12 protein-coding genes and 2 tRNA genes are annotated in these 17,934 nt (G+C 31.2%); 13 read left to right on the forward strand and 1 reads right to left on the reverse strand.

The window, feature by feature from the left end; all coding sequences use genetic code 11:
• The first annotated feature begins 394 nt into the window (after positions 1–394).
• The 13 genes from spoIIE to murD all read left to right on the forward strand — a co-directional run bounded on the left by spoIIE (position 395) and on the right by murD (position 16,394).
• Positions 395–2,782: a stage II sporulation protein E gene (spoIIE, locus tag H9661_RS06345; RefSeq protein ID WP_143317559.1), complete on the forward strand. Its 2,388-nt coding sequence runs from the start codon at positions 395–397 to the stop codon at positions 2,780–2,782.
• Positions 2,783–2,892: 110 nt separating this feature from the next.
• Positions 2,893–4,296 (forward strand): tRNA lysidine(34) synthetase TilS, encoded by a 1,404-nt coding sequence (tilS, locus tag H9661_RS06350; protein WP_143317571.1) that lies wholly within the window; start codon positions 2,893–2,895, stop codon positions 4,294–4,296.
• Positions 4,290–4,829 (forward strand): hypoxanthine phosphoribosyltransferase, encoded by a 540-nt coding sequence (hpt, locus tag H9661_RS06355; RefSeq protein ID WP_191767958.1) that lies wholly within the window; start codon positions 4,290–4,292, stop codon positions 4,827–4,829. Before tilS ends, hpt begins: the two co-directional genes overlap by 7 nt.
• A gap of 75 nt (positions 4,830–4,904) precedes the next feature.
• Positions 4,905–6,707 (forward strand): ATP-dependent zinc metalloprotease FtsH, encoded by a 1,803-nt coding sequence (ftsH, locus tag H9661_RS06360; protein WP_143317561.1) that lies wholly within the window; start codon positions 4,905–4,907, stop codon positions 6,705–6,707.
• A 205-nt stretch (positions 6,708–6,912) separates the two neighbouring features.
• Positions 6,913–8,583 (forward strand): formate--tetrahydrofolate ligase, encoded by a 1,671-nt coding sequence (locus tag H9661_RS06365; protein WP_191767959.1) that lies wholly within the window; start codon positions 6,913–6,915, stop codon positions 8,581–8,583.
• 135 nt (positions 8,584–8,718) lie between these two features.
• Positions 8,719–9,498, forward strand: coding sequence for a type III pantothenate kinase (locus H9661_RS06370; protein WP_143317563.1), 780 nt, complete (start codon positions 8,719–8,721; stop codon positions 9,496–9,498).
• A gap of 7 nt (positions 9,499–9,505) precedes the next feature.
• Positions 9,506–10,480 (forward strand): tRNA dihydrouridine synthase DusB, encoded by a 975-nt coding sequence (gene dusB / locus H9661_RS06375; protein WP_143317564.1) that lies wholly within the window; start codon positions 9,506–9,508, stop codon positions 10,478–10,480.
• A 228-nt stretch (positions 10,481–10,708) separates the two neighbouring features.
• Positions 10,709–11,188, forward strand: a complete 480-nt coding sequence (gene greA, locus H9661_RS06380) for a transcription elongation factor GreA (RefSeq protein ID WP_143317565.1) — start codon at positions 10,709–10,711, stop codon at positions 11,186–11,188.
• A 16-nt stretch (positions 11,189–11,204) separates the two neighbouring features.
• A complete protein-coding gene (lysS, locus tag H9661_RS06385; RefSeq protein ID WP_191767960.1) occupies positions 11,205–12,716 on the forward strand; it encodes a lysine--tRNA ligase in 1,512 nt (503 codons plus the stop codon).
• 212 nt (positions 12,717–12,928) lie between these two features.
• Positions 12,929–13,003: transfer RNA gene (locus H9661_RS06390), tRNA-Asn, on the forward strand.
• A gap of 26 nt (positions 13,004–13,029) precedes the next feature.
• A tRNA-Asn gene (locus tag H9661_RS06395) sits at positions 13,030–13,104 on the forward strand.
• Between the two features lie 324 nt (positions 13,105–13,428).
• Positions 13,429–14,829 carry a glycine--tRNA ligase gene (locus tag H9661_RS06400; protein ID WP_143317567.1) on the forward strand — a complete coding sequence of 467 codons (1,401 nt, stop codon included), beginning with the start codon at positions 13,429–13,431 and terminating at the stop codon, positions 14,827–14,829.
• Between the two features lie 188 nt (positions 14,830–15,017).
• On the forward strand, positions 15,018–16,394 hold the full coding sequence (gene murD / locus H9661_RS06405; protein ID WP_143317568.1) for a UDP-N-acetylmuramoyl-L-alanine--D-glutamate ligase: 1,377 nt from the start codon (positions 15,018–15,020) through the stop codon (positions 16,392–16,394).
• A 63-nt stretch (positions 16,395–16,457) separates the two neighbouring features.
• Here murD and H9661_RS06410 read toward each other — a convergent pair whose 3' ends face one another.
• Positions 16,458–17,480 (reverse strand): DUF5050 domain-containing protein, encoded by a 1,023-nt coding sequence (locus tag H9661_RS06410; protein WP_191767961.1) that lies wholly within the window; start codon positions 17,478–17,480, stop codon positions 16,458–16,460.
• Positions 17,481–17,934: the final 454 nt, after the last annotated feature.

A 17,934-nucleotide genomic window follows, 5' to 3' on the forward strand; every position in this document is an offset into this window, starting at 1 on the left:
GTCTTCGGCACCAACTTTTTGGTGAATATGTTATATGTATGTTACATATAACGAAAAGCATAAACATTTGTTTATGCTTTTTTTTATATGCAAGTTATAAAATAATATGATAAAAAGTTTATAACAAAAAAGGATAAAGAATATTCAGTAATGACAAAAAAGTAATTGTTGATGAATTGAAAGGTAAGCCCTTTAAAATGTTAATATCAAAAGGAAGTTAGCAAAAAGTAAGTAAGAAGTTGTAATTAAATAAAATGAAAATAATTTTGATATTAACTAGAATAATATAATTTATTGTCCTACGAAAAAAAAATCAAATCCCACAAAATGACATAAAATGGTAATTAGCGGTGATATAATTTAGATACATTTTATAGGGTTTGGAGGGATTAATGTGCAGTATGGACTAGATGTTGATACTTATAAAAGAATAAAAAACCATAAAAAAGTATTGAATTTAGGTGAAGAGCCTATAAGGTATATGAGTATTTTATTAATAGGGATATTAATTAGCAGGGTTATATTTTTTTTAGATTCTAAAAATATGTCTGGGATAGCACCTTTTGGAGTAGCTTATTTATTAGCTATAACAATTAAGAATAATGAGAAAAATACTTTAAGTGCGGCTATAGGGGCAGCTATAGGATATATAAGCATATCTATGACGGTTAATGATAAGTATGGCAATTTAATTGCGATTATAATGTTGGTGTTGTATAGCGCTGTCATAAAGGCAATGGACAAATATGCAAAAGAATATTATATGTATGGTGTTATAGCAATTAGCTATATTATCAATGGATTTATGGTAAGTGGATATGATTTGGGGGTTAACATAACCATATCTCTAATTAATACATTAATAGTATTGCCTGTGTATTATGTCATTAGATATGGTATTACATGTATTGAAGAGTTCAATACAAATTACTTTTTCTCTATAGAAGAGATGATCAGTATGGGAGTAATAATATGTCTAATCATTTCAGGAATTGGAGAGTTAGAGATATTAGGGATATCTATAAGAAGTGTGTTTGCATATACAGTTATACTATTAATAGCATATGTAGGAGGTGCAACTTATGGAGCTGCTATAGGCGTAGCTATGGGGATAATAGTAGGACTTAGTTCTGGGGATATAGCAAATTCAATCACATTTTACAGTGTAGCGGGACTTATATCGGGAGTTTTTAAAGATACTGGAAAAATATTCACGTTTTTATCGTACCTTATTATGTACTTTACATTATCTCTATATTGTCATGATCTTAGTATGAATTCTTTGATAGAAGTCTTAATATCAGGAGGATTATTATTTGTAACTCCAAGAATTTTAATTGATGCAATTAGTATTGAGATGAATGTTGATAGAAAAAGAGGGATGGTTAATGAAACTGAGTTAACAGAGATTAAAGAAGAGTTTACTGATAAGGTGAAATTGTTGGAGACGGCATTGTTGTCGGTATCTAGAACATTATATGTTATTGGTGAAAATGACAAACTTATGTATAAAAACAAAAGTGCTGCACTTATAGAAAATCTAGCTGATAGGGTTTGTCCTAAATGTGCAAGATGTGAAAAGTGCTGGGAAAGGGATTTCAATTCAACTTATAAGTCTTTTGAAAAATTAATTAAAAGTTATGAGAATAAGAAAATAATATTTCCTAGTGAACTTGAAAAAATATGTTTGTATAAATTTGAGTTAATGAAAAATACTGAAATAATTGTAGATAACTTAAATTATAAAGAAATTCTAAAAGCGCGTTTAGGAGATGGAAGACAATTGTTAGCAAATCACGTTGAAAATATAGCTTCTTCCATGAGAGATATGTTAGCTGATTTTAAAGAACGAGTAACTGTTTGTAATGAAGTAGAAAGGTTAATAAGAAGAGCATTAAATAAAAATGGAATACATTATAAAAAAATGTTTTGCTATAGAGATTCAAGTGGAAGATTAAAGGTGAAGCTTAGGATGCAAAATTGTGGTGGAGGTAATTTTTGCGGAAAGAGAATACTTCCCATAATAAATGATGTAGTAAGCGAGCATGTGTGTATAGGTGGAGAAGGATGTAAAATAGATCCAATCAGTAATGAATGTGTAGTGATTTTTGAGGAGAGCCCAAAATATCACATGGTTTCATATGGCGCAATGACATCTAAAGAGGGGGAGGATTATACAGGAGATACTTTTAGTTTTGGAAAGACTAAGGAAGGTTCTTATATGACTCTTATAAGCGATGGAATGGGTTCGGGACCTGAAGCTGGAAAGGAAAGTAAGGTTACGGTAGAGCTAGTTGAAGATTTCATAGAGGCTGGATTTGATAAAGATACAACTGTTAATATGGTTAATTCTATTATGGCTATGAAATTTGAGGAGGATGAAAAGTTTTCTACATTGGATTTAAACTTGGTTGATTTATACTCAGGATGGATATCGTTTATTAAAATTGGGGCTGTAGCTAGCTTTGTGAAAAGTGGAAAAAAGGTAAGGGCTATAACGTCAAATATGCCGCCTTTTGGCTTGGTAGATAAGGTTGAGGTTGAAGAAGTAAAGCAAAAGGTTAAAAATGGAGATTTGATTATTACCATAAGTGATGGAATTTTAGATGTAAGTAAGGAGAGTTTAGGAAGTTATAATTGGCTCATGGAATATTTAGAAGATGCATCTAAAAACCCTAAAAAGTTAGCTAGTGATATTTTGGATAAGGCAAAGGAATTGAGTGGAGGAGTAGCCAAGGATGATATGACAGTAGTTGTATCTAAGGTGTATGCTATGTATTAGTTATAACAATAATAGCTGGCTAAGTTTTTAGCTAGCTATTTTATTTTTTTGAATAAAAATGTAAAATGTATATAGGAAAAAAGAATTGAGGAAAGAATATGATGAAAGATATCAAGGAAAGATTTGTGAATTACATAGAAAAAAATGAACTTATAAGAAAAGGTGATGGGATAGTAGTAGGATTGTCTGGCGGCCCGGATTCTACATGTTTATTACATTTATTGTGTAGTATTAAAGATGAGATGAACTTAAAGATTGCAGCGGTTCATGTAAATCATATGTTCAGAGGAGATGATGCTGATGGAGATCAGAGGTTTTCAGAAGAAATCTCTAAGGCATTTGATGTTGAGTTTTTTTATAAAAAGATAGATGTGAGTCGTTATGGTAGAGAAAATGGATTGTCATCTGAAACTGCTGGTAGAGAAATTAGATACAATTATTTTAATGAGATAATGAATAAGTTAAAATTCTCAAAAATAGCTACAGCACATAACGCTAATGATCAGGTTGAAACAATATTGATGAGAATTATGAGGGGGACTGGGCTTGAAGGACTTGGAGGTATTCCTGTAAAAAGAGAAAATAGATATATTAGACCTATATTATTTATGAAACGTGAGGAAATTGAACAATATTGTAAAGTGCATAAGTTAAATCCACGTATAGATGAAACTAACTTGGAGAGACTTTATAGTAGAAATAAGGTAAGACTTGATATGATACCGTATATGAAAGAAAATTTTAATGAGGATATTATTGAAACTATTAATAGAATGTCATTATTGTTACAAGAAGATAATAAATTCATTTTAGAAGAAGTAGATAGTAGATATAAGGAAAGTTGTTTTAGGGAAAATGATAAGGTTGTTATATGTAAGAAGGCTTTTGAGTATAATAGTTCTATTATAAAGCGAATTATTAGAAAAGCAATTAAGGAAGTTAATGGGGATAAGTATGATGTAGAATTGAAGCATATAATGGAAGTGGTAGAACTTAGTAAGTTAGAAACAGGTAAAAAGATTGATTTGCCAAGAGGTGTAAGTGCAGAGAATGTTTATGGTGATATTTGTATTAGACTAAAGAAATCTACAATAGGTAGTGATTGTGATGAAATAATTTTGAATAAGAATGAATTGCATGGTAGAGAGATAATATTCCGAAGTTATATTTTCAATTTTGAAGTGATAAATAATGAGAAAAATATTAGTTTAGATAAAAATAATGAAATTAAGTATTTTAATTACGATAGTATTAATGGTAATATTATCATTAGGCAAAGAAAAAATGGAGATAAAATAAATCCTTTGGGTATGAAGGGGAGTAAGAAATTAAAAGATATATTCATAGATATGAAAATACCTAAGGAAAATAGAGAGTTAATCCCTATAATACAATTTGATGAAAATATTGCATGGGTGTTTTCTATTAAAATATCTGAATTGTATAAGGTCACAGAAAAAACTAAGAAAGTTCTTAAAATAAGTGTTAGGAGAAAGGAAAATAAGTTATGCTGAATGATATAAAAGAAATACTATTTAGTGAAGAGACAATAAAAGAAAAAGTTAAGGAAATGGGGAAGAGAATTACAAAAGACTATGAAGGAAAAGATTTAATAGTAATAGGTGTTTTAAAAGGTTCTGTATTATTTGCATCAGACTTAATAAAAAACATAGATATGTACTGTGAAATAGATTTTATGGCTGTTTCAAGTTATGGAAACTCAACTGAAACTTCAGGAGTTGTTAGAATATTGAAAGATTTAGACCATAGTATAGAAGGAAAGGATATATTAATAGTTGAAGATATAGTTGATACAGGAATAACATTAGGCTATTTACTTAATTATCTCAAAGCTAGAAAAGCAAATTCTATAGAAATAGCAACACTGTTAAACAAGCCTTTAAGACGAGAAGTTGATATTCATGTAAAATATATAGGATTTGAAGCTCCAGATGAGTTCTTGGTTGGATATGGAATAGATTATGCAGAAAAGTACAGAAACTTACCTTTTGTAGGTACTTTAAAGCCGGAAATTTATGAAAAATAGAGTGATTTATATTATTGTATAAAGAAATCCCTTGTGGTAAAATTTAAAAATAACGAGAAGAGAGGGGGGCTCTGAATGAAAAAAAGTTCAAGCTCAGCTATATGGATTATAATGCTTGTAGTACTAGTGGCAGCAGCCACAACAATATGGCAAACTAAAGGAAATACTGAAAATATACCATACAGTTCTTTCCAACAAAAATGGAAGTCGGATGAAATCGTAAGTATTGCAGTTAATGAAGATAAAATGCTTATTCAGGGCAAAACAAGCAACAACACAATGTTCACTACATACGCACCAAGTGAGATGATTGTATCATTGATGGCAGAAAGCCCAAAAGATAATGTAAGAGTTGAATTTGATGCACCATCAAATAGTGGAGCGTGGTTAAGTATCATACCAATAATAGTTTTAGTTGTTATGGTATTAGTATTTTTGTTTGTATTTACTCAACAGTCACAAGGTGGCGGTGGAGGAAGAGGTGTTATGAACTTTGGGAAAAGTAGAGCAAAGATAGCAACACCTGATTCTAAGAAGGTTACATTTAATGATGTTGCAGGAGCAGATGAAGAAAAAGCAGAACTTGAAGAAATTGTAGATTTTTTAAAGTTACCTGCAAAGTATATTGAAATGGGAGCTAGAATTCCTAAGGGAGTGTTATTAGTAGGACCTCCAGGAACAGGTAAGACTTTACTGGCTAAGGCTATTGCTGGAGAAGCTGGGGTTCCATTTTTCAGTATATCTGGTTCTGATTTCGTTGAAATGTTCGTTGGAGTAGGAGCATCAAGAGTAAGAGATTTATTTCAAGAAGCTAAAAAGAATGCTCCTTGTATAGTGTTTATTGATGAAATAGATGCTGTAGGAAGACAAAGAGGAGCAGGTCTTGGTGGTGGTCATGATGAAAGAGAACAAACTTTGAATCAATTATTAGTTGAGATGGATGGATTTGGGGTTAATGAAGGAATCATAATGATTGCAGCTACAAATAGACCTGATATACTAGATCCAGCATTATTAAGACCGGGAAGATTTGATAGACAAATTGTTGTTGGAGCTCCTGATGTTAGAGGAAGAGAAGAGATATTAAAAGTTCATACTAGAAAAAAACCATTAGATGAAAGTGTTAGTTTGGAAATTTTAGCAAAGAGAACGCCAGGGTTTAGTGGTGCAGATATAGAAAACTTGGCGAATGAGGCGGCTCTTTTATCAGTGAGAAGAGGAAAGAAAAAGATTACTATGCAGGAGATGGAAGAAGCTATAACAAGAGTAATAGCTGGGCCAGAGAAAAAGAGCAGAGTAATTAGTGAACATGATAGAAAACTTACTGCATATCATGAAGCAGGGCATGCAGTAGTAATGAAATTACTGCCTAATTCAGATCCAGTTCATGAAATATCAATTATTCCAAGAGGTAGAGCTGGAGGATATACTATGCATTTACCAAATGAGGATAGAACATATACTTCTAAATCTAAGTTGAAAGATGAAATGGTAGGGCTTCTAGGAGGAAGAGTTGCTGAACAATTAGTTCTTGGAGATATAAGTACAGGGGCTAAAAATGATATAGACAGAGCAAGTGCTATTGCAAGAAGTATGGTTATGGAATATGGAATGAGTGAAAATATAGGTGCAATTTCTTATGGCACAGATCAAAATGAAGTTTTCTTAGGAAGAGACTTAGGAAGAGGTAGAAACTTTAGTGAAAAAATTGGAGCTGAAATTGATGGAGAAATAAAGAAATTCATAGATGAAGCCTATAAGAGTGCTGAAGAATTATTAAAGAAAAATATAGATAAACTTCATGCAGTATCAGCAGCTTTGCTTGAGAAGGAAAAACTTGAAGGTAAAGAATTTGTTGAGATATTTGAAAATGCATAAAATAAGATAAGGGAAGACTTTTTATAAAGTCTTCTTTTTATACATACAATAAATACATTATAATAAAAAAGACACGGGTAATAGCGAATTATAAGAATAATTTGGTTAAAAATGTTCGATTATTCTTTAAAAAGCAATAGATAGATGATATAATCTTTATGGAAGATAAAGAAATTAATCTAAGTTTAAGGGGTGTTTATTAGATATGAAAAGTGATATACAAATAGCGCAAGAAGCTGTTATGGAACCAATTAATAAGATAGCGGAAAAGATTAATTTATCGGAAGATGATATTGAGTTATATGGTAAGTATAAGTGTAAAATATCCTTAGATGTTTTACATAGGAATAAGGATAAAAAAGATGGGAAGTTAGTATTGGTTACAGCTATTAATCCCACTCCAGCTGGAGAAGGCAAGTCAACAGTAACAGTAGGACTTGGCCAGGCATTTTGTAAGCAAGGGAAAAATGCAATAATAGCATTAAGAGAACCATCACTTGGACCAGTGTTTGGTATTAAGGGAGGAGCAGCAGGTGGAGGTTATGCACAGGTTGTACCCATGGAAGATATAAATTTGCATTTTACTGGGGATATGCATGCAATTACTTCTGCAAATAATTTGTTATGTGCAGCAATAGATAATCATATTCATCAAGGAAATGCTCTTAATATAGATTCAAGAAGAATAATATTTAAGAGAGTAATGGATATGAATGATAGAGCATTAAGAAGCGTTGTTGTTGGTATGGGTGGAAAAGCCAATGGATTCTTAAGGGAAGATGGGTTTATGATAACTGTAGCTTCTGAAATAATGGCTATATTATGTTTAGCTAATAATCTTAGTGATCTTAAGGAAAGAATGGGAAACATATTGATCGCTTATGATTTAGATGGAAATCCGGTATACGCGAAACAATTAGAAGTACAAGGTGCTATGGCTCTATTGATGAAGGACGCAGTTAAGCCTAATTTAGTTCAGACATTAGAGAATACTCCAGCTATAATTCATGGAGGACCTTTTGCAAATATTGCTCATGGTTGTAATTCTATTTTGGCTACAAAAATGGCATTGAAACTTGGAGACATTGTGATTACAGAAGCAGGATTTGGTGCTGATCTTGGAGCAGAGAAGTTTTTAGATATAAAATGTAGATATGGAGGATTGAATCCAAACTGTGTTGTGGTTGTAGCTACTATAAGGGCTCTTAAACATCACGGTGGCGTAAGCAAGGAAGAATTAAATACTCCGAATGTAGAGGCTCTTTCTAAAGGAATTGTAAATTTAGAAAAGCAAATTGAAAATATAAAGAAATATGATGTGCCGGTTGTAGTTGCTATAAATAGATTTTTAACTGATAGTGATGAAGAAATAAAATTTATTAAAGAGTTTTGTGGAAATCTTGGCGTGAAAGTTGCACTTTCAGATGTATGGGCAAAAGGTGGAGAAGGTGGAATTGAACTTGCAGAGATAGTTCAAAATGTATTAGACAAGGAAGAATCAAATTTTAAACCTATATACAGTATTGATTCAAAAATTGAAGAGAAAATATTAAAGATTGCTAGAGAAATTTATGGAGCAAACAATGTAAATTATTCGCCAGCTGCTAAAAAACAAATTCAAGAGATTGAAAAGTTTGGACTGGATAAATTACCTATATGTATGGCGAAAACACAGTACTCATTATCTGATAATCCAGCATTGCTTGGAAAACCTAAAGGTTTTGATATATCAGTAAAGGAAGTTAGAGTATCAAATGGAGCTGGATTCATAGTTGTATTAACTGGAAATGTAATGACTATGCCGGGTTTGCCAAAGGTGCCAGCTGCTAATAGAATGGATATATTAGAAAGTGGAGAGATAATAGGACTATTTTAAACTTAATATCAAATAAATATATTGGACTTGACAAATTGCGCTGAATTGCTAAAATTATATTGTCAATTTTAAGTTATTTATTGTAGTAAAGGCAGCTATCACAGCTGCTTTTAATTATATTAAGGTGGTGCTTTTATGATTTTACTCGTGGATGTTGGAAATACTAATATTGTTTTAGGTTTGCAAAAAGATGAAAATTGTATAGCTAGTTGGCGTATATCAACTGATGCAAAAAAAACATCGGATGAATATGGAATTCAAGTTATGCAGTTATTTAATCAAAATCAATTTGATCCGAAAGCTGTAGAAGGAATTATTATTTCCTCTGTAGTACCTAACACAATGCATTCATTAGAAAATATGATTAGAAAATGTTTCAATATTGAACCTATAATAGTTGGTCCTGGAATAAAAACAAAAATAAATATTAAATATGATAATCCTAAAGAAGTTGGAGCTGATAGGATCGTAAATGCTGTTGCTGCTTATGAGCTTTATAGAAGACCTATGATAATAATTGATTTTGGGACAGCTACTACTTTTTGCTCAGTTACAAGAACAGGTGATTATTTAGGTGGATGTATAGTACCAGGAATAAAAATATCATCGGATGCTTTATTTGATAGAGCTGCGAAGCTTCCAAGGGTAGAATTGGAATTGCCAAAAAAAGTTATATGTAAAAATACAATTTCGAGCATGCAAGCTGGAATATTATATGGATATATAGGGCAAGTAGAATATATAGTGAATAAAATGAAAAAAGAAATGAAGAGTAAGGATAATGAGGAACCATATGTAGTTGCCACTGGGGGGTTAGCTAATTTAATAAGTAAGCATACTAATGTTATAGATAAAGTAAATTCTGATTTGACATTACAAGGGCTTAAAATATTGTACCAGAAGAATAAGGAGTAGATATGAGATGAAGATAGGTAATCTGGTCTTAGAAAACAATGTATTTTTAGCACCGATGGCCGGAGTTACTGATATTTCTTTTAGAGGACTATGTAAAGAAATGGGATGTGGGCTTGTCTATACGGAAATGGTAAGTGCAAAAGCATTATATTATGGAAGTGAAAATACACAGTCGTTATTAAGAATAGCAGAAGAAGAAAGACCTGTAGCTACACAAATTTTTGGAAGAGATCCTAAGATAATGGCTGAAATATCAGAAAAATATTTAAATGATAGAGATGATATTTGTATTATTGATATAAATATGGGATGTCCCGCACCTAAAATAATTAAAAATGGTGAAGGATCAGCATTATTGAAAGAACCTGAGTTAGCAGCTGAGATAGTTAAAGAAATAAAAAAGGTTGCAACAAAACCAGTTACGGTGAAATTTAGAAAGGGATTTTCTGATGACAATATAAATGCTGTAGATTTTGCTAAAACTATGGAACAGGCTGGGGCAGATGCTATTACTATACATGGAAGAACAACAAAACAAATGTATGAAGGTAAGGCTGATTGGGATATAATAAAGCAAGTAAAAGAAGCGGTTAGTATTCCTGTTATAGGAAATGGGGATGTATTCTCTCCAGAAGCCGCATTAATGTTGAAAGAAATCTCTAATTGTGATGGTATAATGGTTGCCAGGGGAAGTATGGGAAATCCATGGATATTTAAACAGATAGAGAGAAAATTAAATGGTGAAGAAGAGAGTAGTATAAAACCAGAAGAAAAAATTGATATGTGTCTTAGACATTATGAATTAGCTATAAAATATGATGGTGAATATAAAGCTGTTAGAGAAATGAGAAAACATGCATCATGGTATTTAAAAGGACTTCCTAGAAGTTCGGAAGTAAGAAATAATATTAATACGATTGATAACAGTTATTCTGTATTAAGTATATTAAAGGAATATAGAGAAGAGTTAGCAATATATTAATTATTGATGGTAATTAAGCGAAATGAAACATATAAAGTTTTTTTTAGGGTATCAAGAAATAGGAATAAGGTATATAATAGGTGATAGACTAACTAGATGTAGTTTTTATTAAGTATGCCCTTAATTATCATTTATTGACATATTATATAGGCTGATTTATAATAGGTTAAATGATTTTAGAACTAAGAAAAATAGTAAACTAAATTATGTATTAAAGGGGAGTATAATATGAGCGAAGCAAAGAAATACATCATGACATATGAAGGTGTAAAAAAATTAGAAGAAGAGTTAGAATTCTTAAAAACTGTTAAAAGAAAAGAGATAACAGAAAAGATAAAGGTTGCTTTGGGTTATGGAGATTTAAGCGAAAACTCTGAATATGATGAAGCAAAAAATGAACAGGCATTTACAGAAGGAAGAATTCTTCAATTAGAAAATATGTTAAAAAATGCTTCAGTAGTTGATGAATCAGAAATCCCAGCAGGAACTGTTGCAGTTGGAGCAATAGTAAAAGTTAAGGATTTTGAGTTTGATGAAGAAGTTGAATATACAATAGTAGGCTCAGCAGAAGCAGATCCTATGAATTTTAAAATTTCAAATGAATCTCCAGTAGGAAGAGCTTTAATAGGAAAGCAAGTTGGGGATGTTGTAGAGGTAGCTGTACCAGACGGAGTAAACAAGTTTGAGGTATTAGATATAAGAAGATAGTAACGGAGGGATATTAATGTCAACTGAGGAAATGAATATACAAGAGTTAGAATCTCAGTATAATGAACAAGAAAGATTAAGAAGAGAGAAGTTAACAGAGCTACAAAATGAAGGTAAAGATCCATTTGATGTGTATAAAATTGAAAGAACTCATACATCAAAGTCTGTTAAAGACAACTATGATGAGCTTGAAGGCAAAACTGTGACTGTTGCAGGAAGAATAATGTCTAAGAGAGGGCAAGGAAAAGTTGTGTTCTCAGATGTTTATGATAGAGATGGAAAAATACAATTATTCATAAAGATCGATGAAGTTGGAGAAGAAAACTTAAAATCATACAAGAGCTATGATCTTGGAGACATTGTTGCTGCTACAGGAGAAGTGTTTAAAACTAAAACAGAAGAAATATCAATAAAGGTTAAGAGCTTTGAATTAGTTTGTAAGTCATTAAAACCATTACCAGAAAAGTGGCATGGGTTAAAGGGTCCTGACTTAAGATATAGACAAAGAGAAGTTGATATTATAACTAATCCTGAAGTTAAAGATACTTTTATAAAAAGAAGTCAAATAATTAAGGGAATAAGAACATTCTTAGATGATAGAGGATTCCTTGAAGTTGAAACTCCAATACTTGGAGCTATTGCTGGTGGTGCGGCAGCTAAGCCTTTCATAACACATCACAATACTTTAGGGATAGATATGTATCTAAGAATAGCAACAGAGTTATATTTAAAGAGACTTATAGTTGCTGGATTTGAAAAAGTGTATGATATGGGTAAAAACTTTAGAAATGAAGGGATGTCTGTAAGACATAATCCAGAGTTTACTTGTATTGAATTATATGAAGCTTATTCTGATTATAATGACATGATGGAAATATGTGAAAATATGGTTGCTTCTGTTTGTGAAAAGGTAAATGGAACAACTAAGGTAATGTATCAAGGAACTGAAATTGATTTTAAGCCACCATGGAGAAGAATAACTATGGTAGACGCAGTTAAAGAATATGCAGGTATTGATTTCAATGATATAAAGTCTGATGAAGAAGCTCAAGCTATAGCTAAGGAGAAACATTTAGAGTTCCCTAAGCCACTTAATACTGTAACAAAGGGTGAAGTGCTAAATGCTTTATATGAAGAATTTGGTGAACAAAATATGATTCAACCTACATTCGTTACAGATTATCCAGTAGAAATATCTCCTTTGACTAAGAAGAAGAGAGGTAATGAAGCATTTACTGAAAGATTTGAGGGCTTTGTATTTGGTAGAGAAATATGTAATGCTTACTCAGAATTAAATGATCCTATAGTTCAAAGAGAAAGATTTGAGCAACAAGCTAAATCAAGAGAACTTGGAGATGATGAAGCATATATGATAGATGAAGAATTTATGAGTGCTTTAGAAACAGGAATGCCTCCAACAGGGGGACTTGGAATAGGAATAGATAGATTAATAATGTTCTTAACAGATTCAGCATCTATTAGAGACGTTATATTATTCCCAACAATGAAACCACAAACAAATAACTAGAAACTAAAAGGTGTTGACTATAAAAGTTAACACCTTTTTTATAAAACCGATTTACAGTTTGTACTAAAAATATATTTTTATAGAATTTTTATATGACGAAAAAGTAGATATAATGTGAGTTCTGGGGATTTTAGATATAAAAAATAAAAAAAGTTTATAAAAAAGTGTTGCAATTTACTTTAAAGCTGATATAATAATCAATGTAATGACGTTCCGCGATAGCTCAATGGTGGAGCACTCGGCTGTTAACCGATAGGTTGGAGGTTCGAGTCCTCTTCGCGGAGCCAATTATTTTTATGTCATTACTGTATATTCCGCGATAGCTCAATGGTGGAGCACTCGGCTGTTAACCGATAGGCTGGAGGTTCGAGTCCTCTTCGCGGAGCCATATGTTTGTAAAGCGATGTTATGCATCGCTTTTGTTTTTTATAGAAATATAATATAAAGTAACTCTTGACATATATTGTTGTTTTGATAAAATATAAAATATAATTACATAGGCGCAAAGAAAAAGAGGAGTAGTCTTTGATTTATTTAAGAGAGATGACGGTTTGGTGAGAGTCATTATAAAGATATAGGATGAATGGAACTTTTGAGTGCTAATTTAGAAAGTTGGGCTTATGCCAAGAAGGGTGGAACCGCGGAAGTATTTTTCGTCCCTTTGAGGTTAGGGCTTTTTTTATTTACAATAATTTTTGGGAGGTAATGTATTATGGCAGTTGAAAAGACAATGGAAAAAATAGTAGCTCTATGTAAAAGTAGAGGATTCATATTCCCAGGATCAGATATATATGGAGGATTAGCAAATTCGTGGGATTACGGCCCTTTAGGTGTAGAGTTTAAGAACAATGTTAAAAAGGCTTGGTGGAAGAAGTTTGTACAAGAAAGTCCATATAATGTTGGAGTTGATTGTGCAATACTAATGAATAGTGAAGTTTGGGTAGCATCTGGACACGTTGGTGGTTTTTCCGATCCTCTTATGGATTGTAAGGAATGTAAATCAAGATTTAGAGCAGATAAGTTAGTTGAAGATCATATGACTGAAAATGGAGTAGAAGTTGCTTCAGCTGATGGTTGGTCAAATGAACAATTAAAAGATTACATAGAAAAGAACAATATCGTTTGTCCTAAATGTGGAAAGATGAATTATACAGACATAAGAAAATTCAACTTAATGTTTAAGACTTATGCTGGGGTTACAGAAGATGCTAAGAATGAAATATACTTAAGACCAGAAACTGCACAAGGTATATTTGTAAACTTTAAATCAGTACAAAGATCTTCAAGGAAAAAGGTTCCTTTTGGGATAGCTCAAATTGGTAAATCTTTTAGAAATGAAATTACTCCAGGGAACTTTACATTTAGAACAAGAGAATTCGAGCAAATGGAATTAGAATTTTTCTGTGAACCAGGAACTGATTTGGAGTGGTTTGGATATTGGAGAGATTACTGTTGGAAGTTCCTTTTAAACTTGGGGGTTACAGAGAACAATCTAAGAATGAGAGATCATGCTGCAGAAGAGCTTTCGTTTTATTCAAAGGCAACATCTGATATAGAATATTTATTCCCATTTGGTTGGGGTGAATTATGGGGTGTAGCGGATAGAACTGATTATGACCTTATGAAGCATCAAGAGCATTCAGGTCAAGATATGAGTTATTTAGATCCTACAACTAATAAAAAGTACGTACCATATTGTATAGAACCTTCATTGGGTGCAGATAGAGTTGCGCTAGCATTCTTGGTAGATGCTTATGATGAAGAAGATTTGTCAGTTGATGGCAAGGAAGATTCAAGAGTCGTTATGCATTTACATCCAGTATTAGCACCATACAAAGCTGCTATATTACCTCTATCAAAGAAACTTTCAGAAAAAGCTCTAGATATATATGCAGAATTAAGCAAAAAGTTCAATATAGAGTATGATGAAGCAGGAAGTATAGGTAAGAGATATAGAAGACAAGATGAAATAGGAACTCCATTTTGTATAACAATAGATTTTGATACTGAAACAGATGGATCAGTAACTATAAGAAATAGAGATACTATGGAACAAGAAAGAGTAAAGATTAGTGAATTAGAATCATATATTTATAAGAGTATGGAATTCTAATAAGCTTTGATATTAGAATAAAAGTAACTAAGAATATAAAAGCGAAGTTTATTGAGTCTAGATCAATAACTTCGCTTTGTTTTAGATTTTCTAAATGATATAATTAGTAACAAATGGATAAACTAAGTAGAGTGAGAATGGAAATTTAATTTTAGTATTATTATTGTTATAAGGTGGAGGAGTAATAAATGAAAAGAGATTTTAATGAATTCAAAGATTTTATAAAGCGAAAAAAGGTTGGGGTAGTAGGGATTGGTGTTTCAAATATTCCTTTGATAAAATTTTTAGTTAAGCTTGGAGCAGATGTTACTGCATTTGATGCTAAGAAAGAAGAAGAGTTAGGGAATGTTATTGAAGAATTTAAAAGTATTGGAGTTAAATCTGAACTTGGAGAAGGTTATTTAGATAAACTTACAGGCTTTGATGTAGTATTTAAAACTCCATCCATGAGAATTGATAGTGAGGCTTTAGTAAGAGCGAAGAATGAAGGTTCTTACATAACATCTGAAATGGAGGAGTTTGTTAGATATTGCAAAGGAAAGGTTTATGGAATCACAGGAAGTGATGGTAAAACGACTACTACAACAATTATATCTAAGTTATTAATGGAAGAAGGATATAAAACTTGGGTTGGAGGAAATATAGGAACACCTTTATTTTCTCAAATTGAAGAAATAGAAGAAAAGGATATGGTTGTATTAGAGCTTTCGAGTTTTCAATTAATGACAATGGATGCAGAAATAGATGTAGCTGTATGCACTAATTTAGCACCAAATCATTTGGATATGCATAAGGATATGCAGGAGTATATAGATGCAAAGAAGAATATATTTTTGTATCAAAAAGAAAATGATGTGTTAGTAGTTAATAGAGAAAATGAAATAACATATAAATTTGAAAAAGAAGCTAAAGGTGAAGTTAGAGAATTTACTTCAAAGAGGATTATTGAAAAAGGTGCATATTATAATGATGGAACTTTGTACTTAGATGGTAAAGAAGTTTGCAAAAAAGATGATATTGTAATAAAAGGAATGCATAATGTAGAAAATTATTTAGCTGCTTTTGTGGCAACTAAAGATAATGTAACTATAGAAGCTATGAAAAGAGTTGCGGAGAGTTTTGCTGGAGTAGAACATAGATGTGAGTTAGTAAGAGAGATAAATGGAGTTAAGTATTACAATGATTCTATAGCATCTAGTCCAACAAGAACTCTTGCAGGACTTAAAGCCTTTGAAAGAAAAGTCATAATTATAGTTGGTGGGTATGATAAACACATTCCGTTTGAACCACTAGCGTATGAAGGATATCCATACATAAAAGAATTAATATTACTTGGTGCTACAAAAGATAAGATAAAGGCTGCATTTGACAAGTTAGAAGCAGAAAAGGGTATTAAGGTAAATATGCACTTCGTGGATTCTCTTGAAGATGCAGTAGTTAAGGCTAGAGAGCTAGGAGAAGAGGGAGATATAGTGACTTTATCACCAGCTTGTGCATCTTTTGATATGTTTCCTAACTTTGCTGTCAGAGGAAATGAGTTTAAGAGAATAGTAAATAAACTATAAAAGAATTTTTCGAAATTATTAAAAGTGCTTAAAGTAAAGAATATTCTTACTTTAAGCACTTTTTTATTTAGCGGTATCAAGACCAACAATATAAGGATTATTTACATTAATTCCTTTTTGAACGAATATTCCTTTATCGGTTGGATAAAAATCATTTATGCTGTCAGCTAATAATTTAGTTGAAGTTGCTTCTGGTTTATTTATATCTACATTGAGTTTGTATAAACAATTTGCATCTTCTCCGCTTATAAAGTATAAGTTGTTATTGAAAACTTTTAAATTAGTAATTTTCATAACAGCCACTCTTTTAGTTTCTTTCGTAGAAGGATCAAGTTTGTATAAATTGTTATTATCATCTGAATTCGATATTAACAATTGAGATGAATATGGTGCAAAACTATCTACAGAGAAGTCTGCTAATTTTTCTTTTCCTGTCCCATCAATTTTTATTTTATATAATTTAGAACCATCACTTATGTTTTGATATAAAATGAAGTTGTTGTTTATTATGTATCTTCCAACTATATCAGGAGTCATAACTTTACTGCTTTTAGTTTTTGTATCATAAGCATATAATTTACCTTGATGGTTATAGTTATCTGGAATATCAAGATAAAATATCTTATCTTCCATTGATGTTATATTGTGAGCATTGCTATTGTTTATTTTAGTATAAGTTTTATCAGATATATTAATAGATGCTAAGTTATTAGCACTATTTCCATCTCCAAAATAAATAGTGTTATTAACTATAACAAAAGTTTCACCTGAGTAGTTAAAAAAATCAGAGACGGATTTATTTGAAAGCATATCCTTTGGGATAGGATCATTAACAATAGACAATTTATTATTATCATCCCAGTTAGAAAAGATCAGCGAGTTACCGTTCACAGCAAAAGGTGAAGAGTATGTTGTTTTGTCATTTAATACTAATGGTTCTATAAGGTTATTTGAACTAGTACTTGAATTACTTGATGAGGATATTTCGTTTGATGAATTTGAATCTGATTTAGAACTGCTGTTTGTACAACTTGTGATTGTTAGTGCAGTAGCTATTAATAATGATAACAGTATATATTTTTTCATTTATTATAGTCTCCCTTCGATAAAATGCTTAAGTTATTCTATAATATAATATTAATTTAAAAAGCAAATTGAGTAAAGAGAAATAAGGATATTAGCAAAAAAGGAACAAATATTGATTAATATAAGAGTAACTTATCCAGGTGTATCTATAGTTGAAAAATGTAGAATATGAATATTTTCGTTAGCATTATGAAGATAAATAGAAAAAATAGATAGAGTTAGCCTGTAACTAAGCAAAAAAAAATGATACTATAATAAACGTCGTCAGGACAAAGTAATTAACGGATTCGAAAAATATGAAAATAAGTTAAAAAACTTATTGACAAGAAAATTGAATGATGTTATTATAATATGGCGGTCAGAGAGACTGTAATTGATCTTTGAAAATTGAACAGATATAAATAAGTTAAAAACCAGCAATTCTTTTAGAGTAAGTTTTTTGAGTAGATTAAAC

The sequence above is a fragment of the Clostridium cibarium genome (genome assembly GCF_014836335.1).
Classification (GTDB): Bacteria; Bacillota; Clostridia; order Clostridiales; family Clostridiaceae; genus Clostridium; species Clostridium cibarium.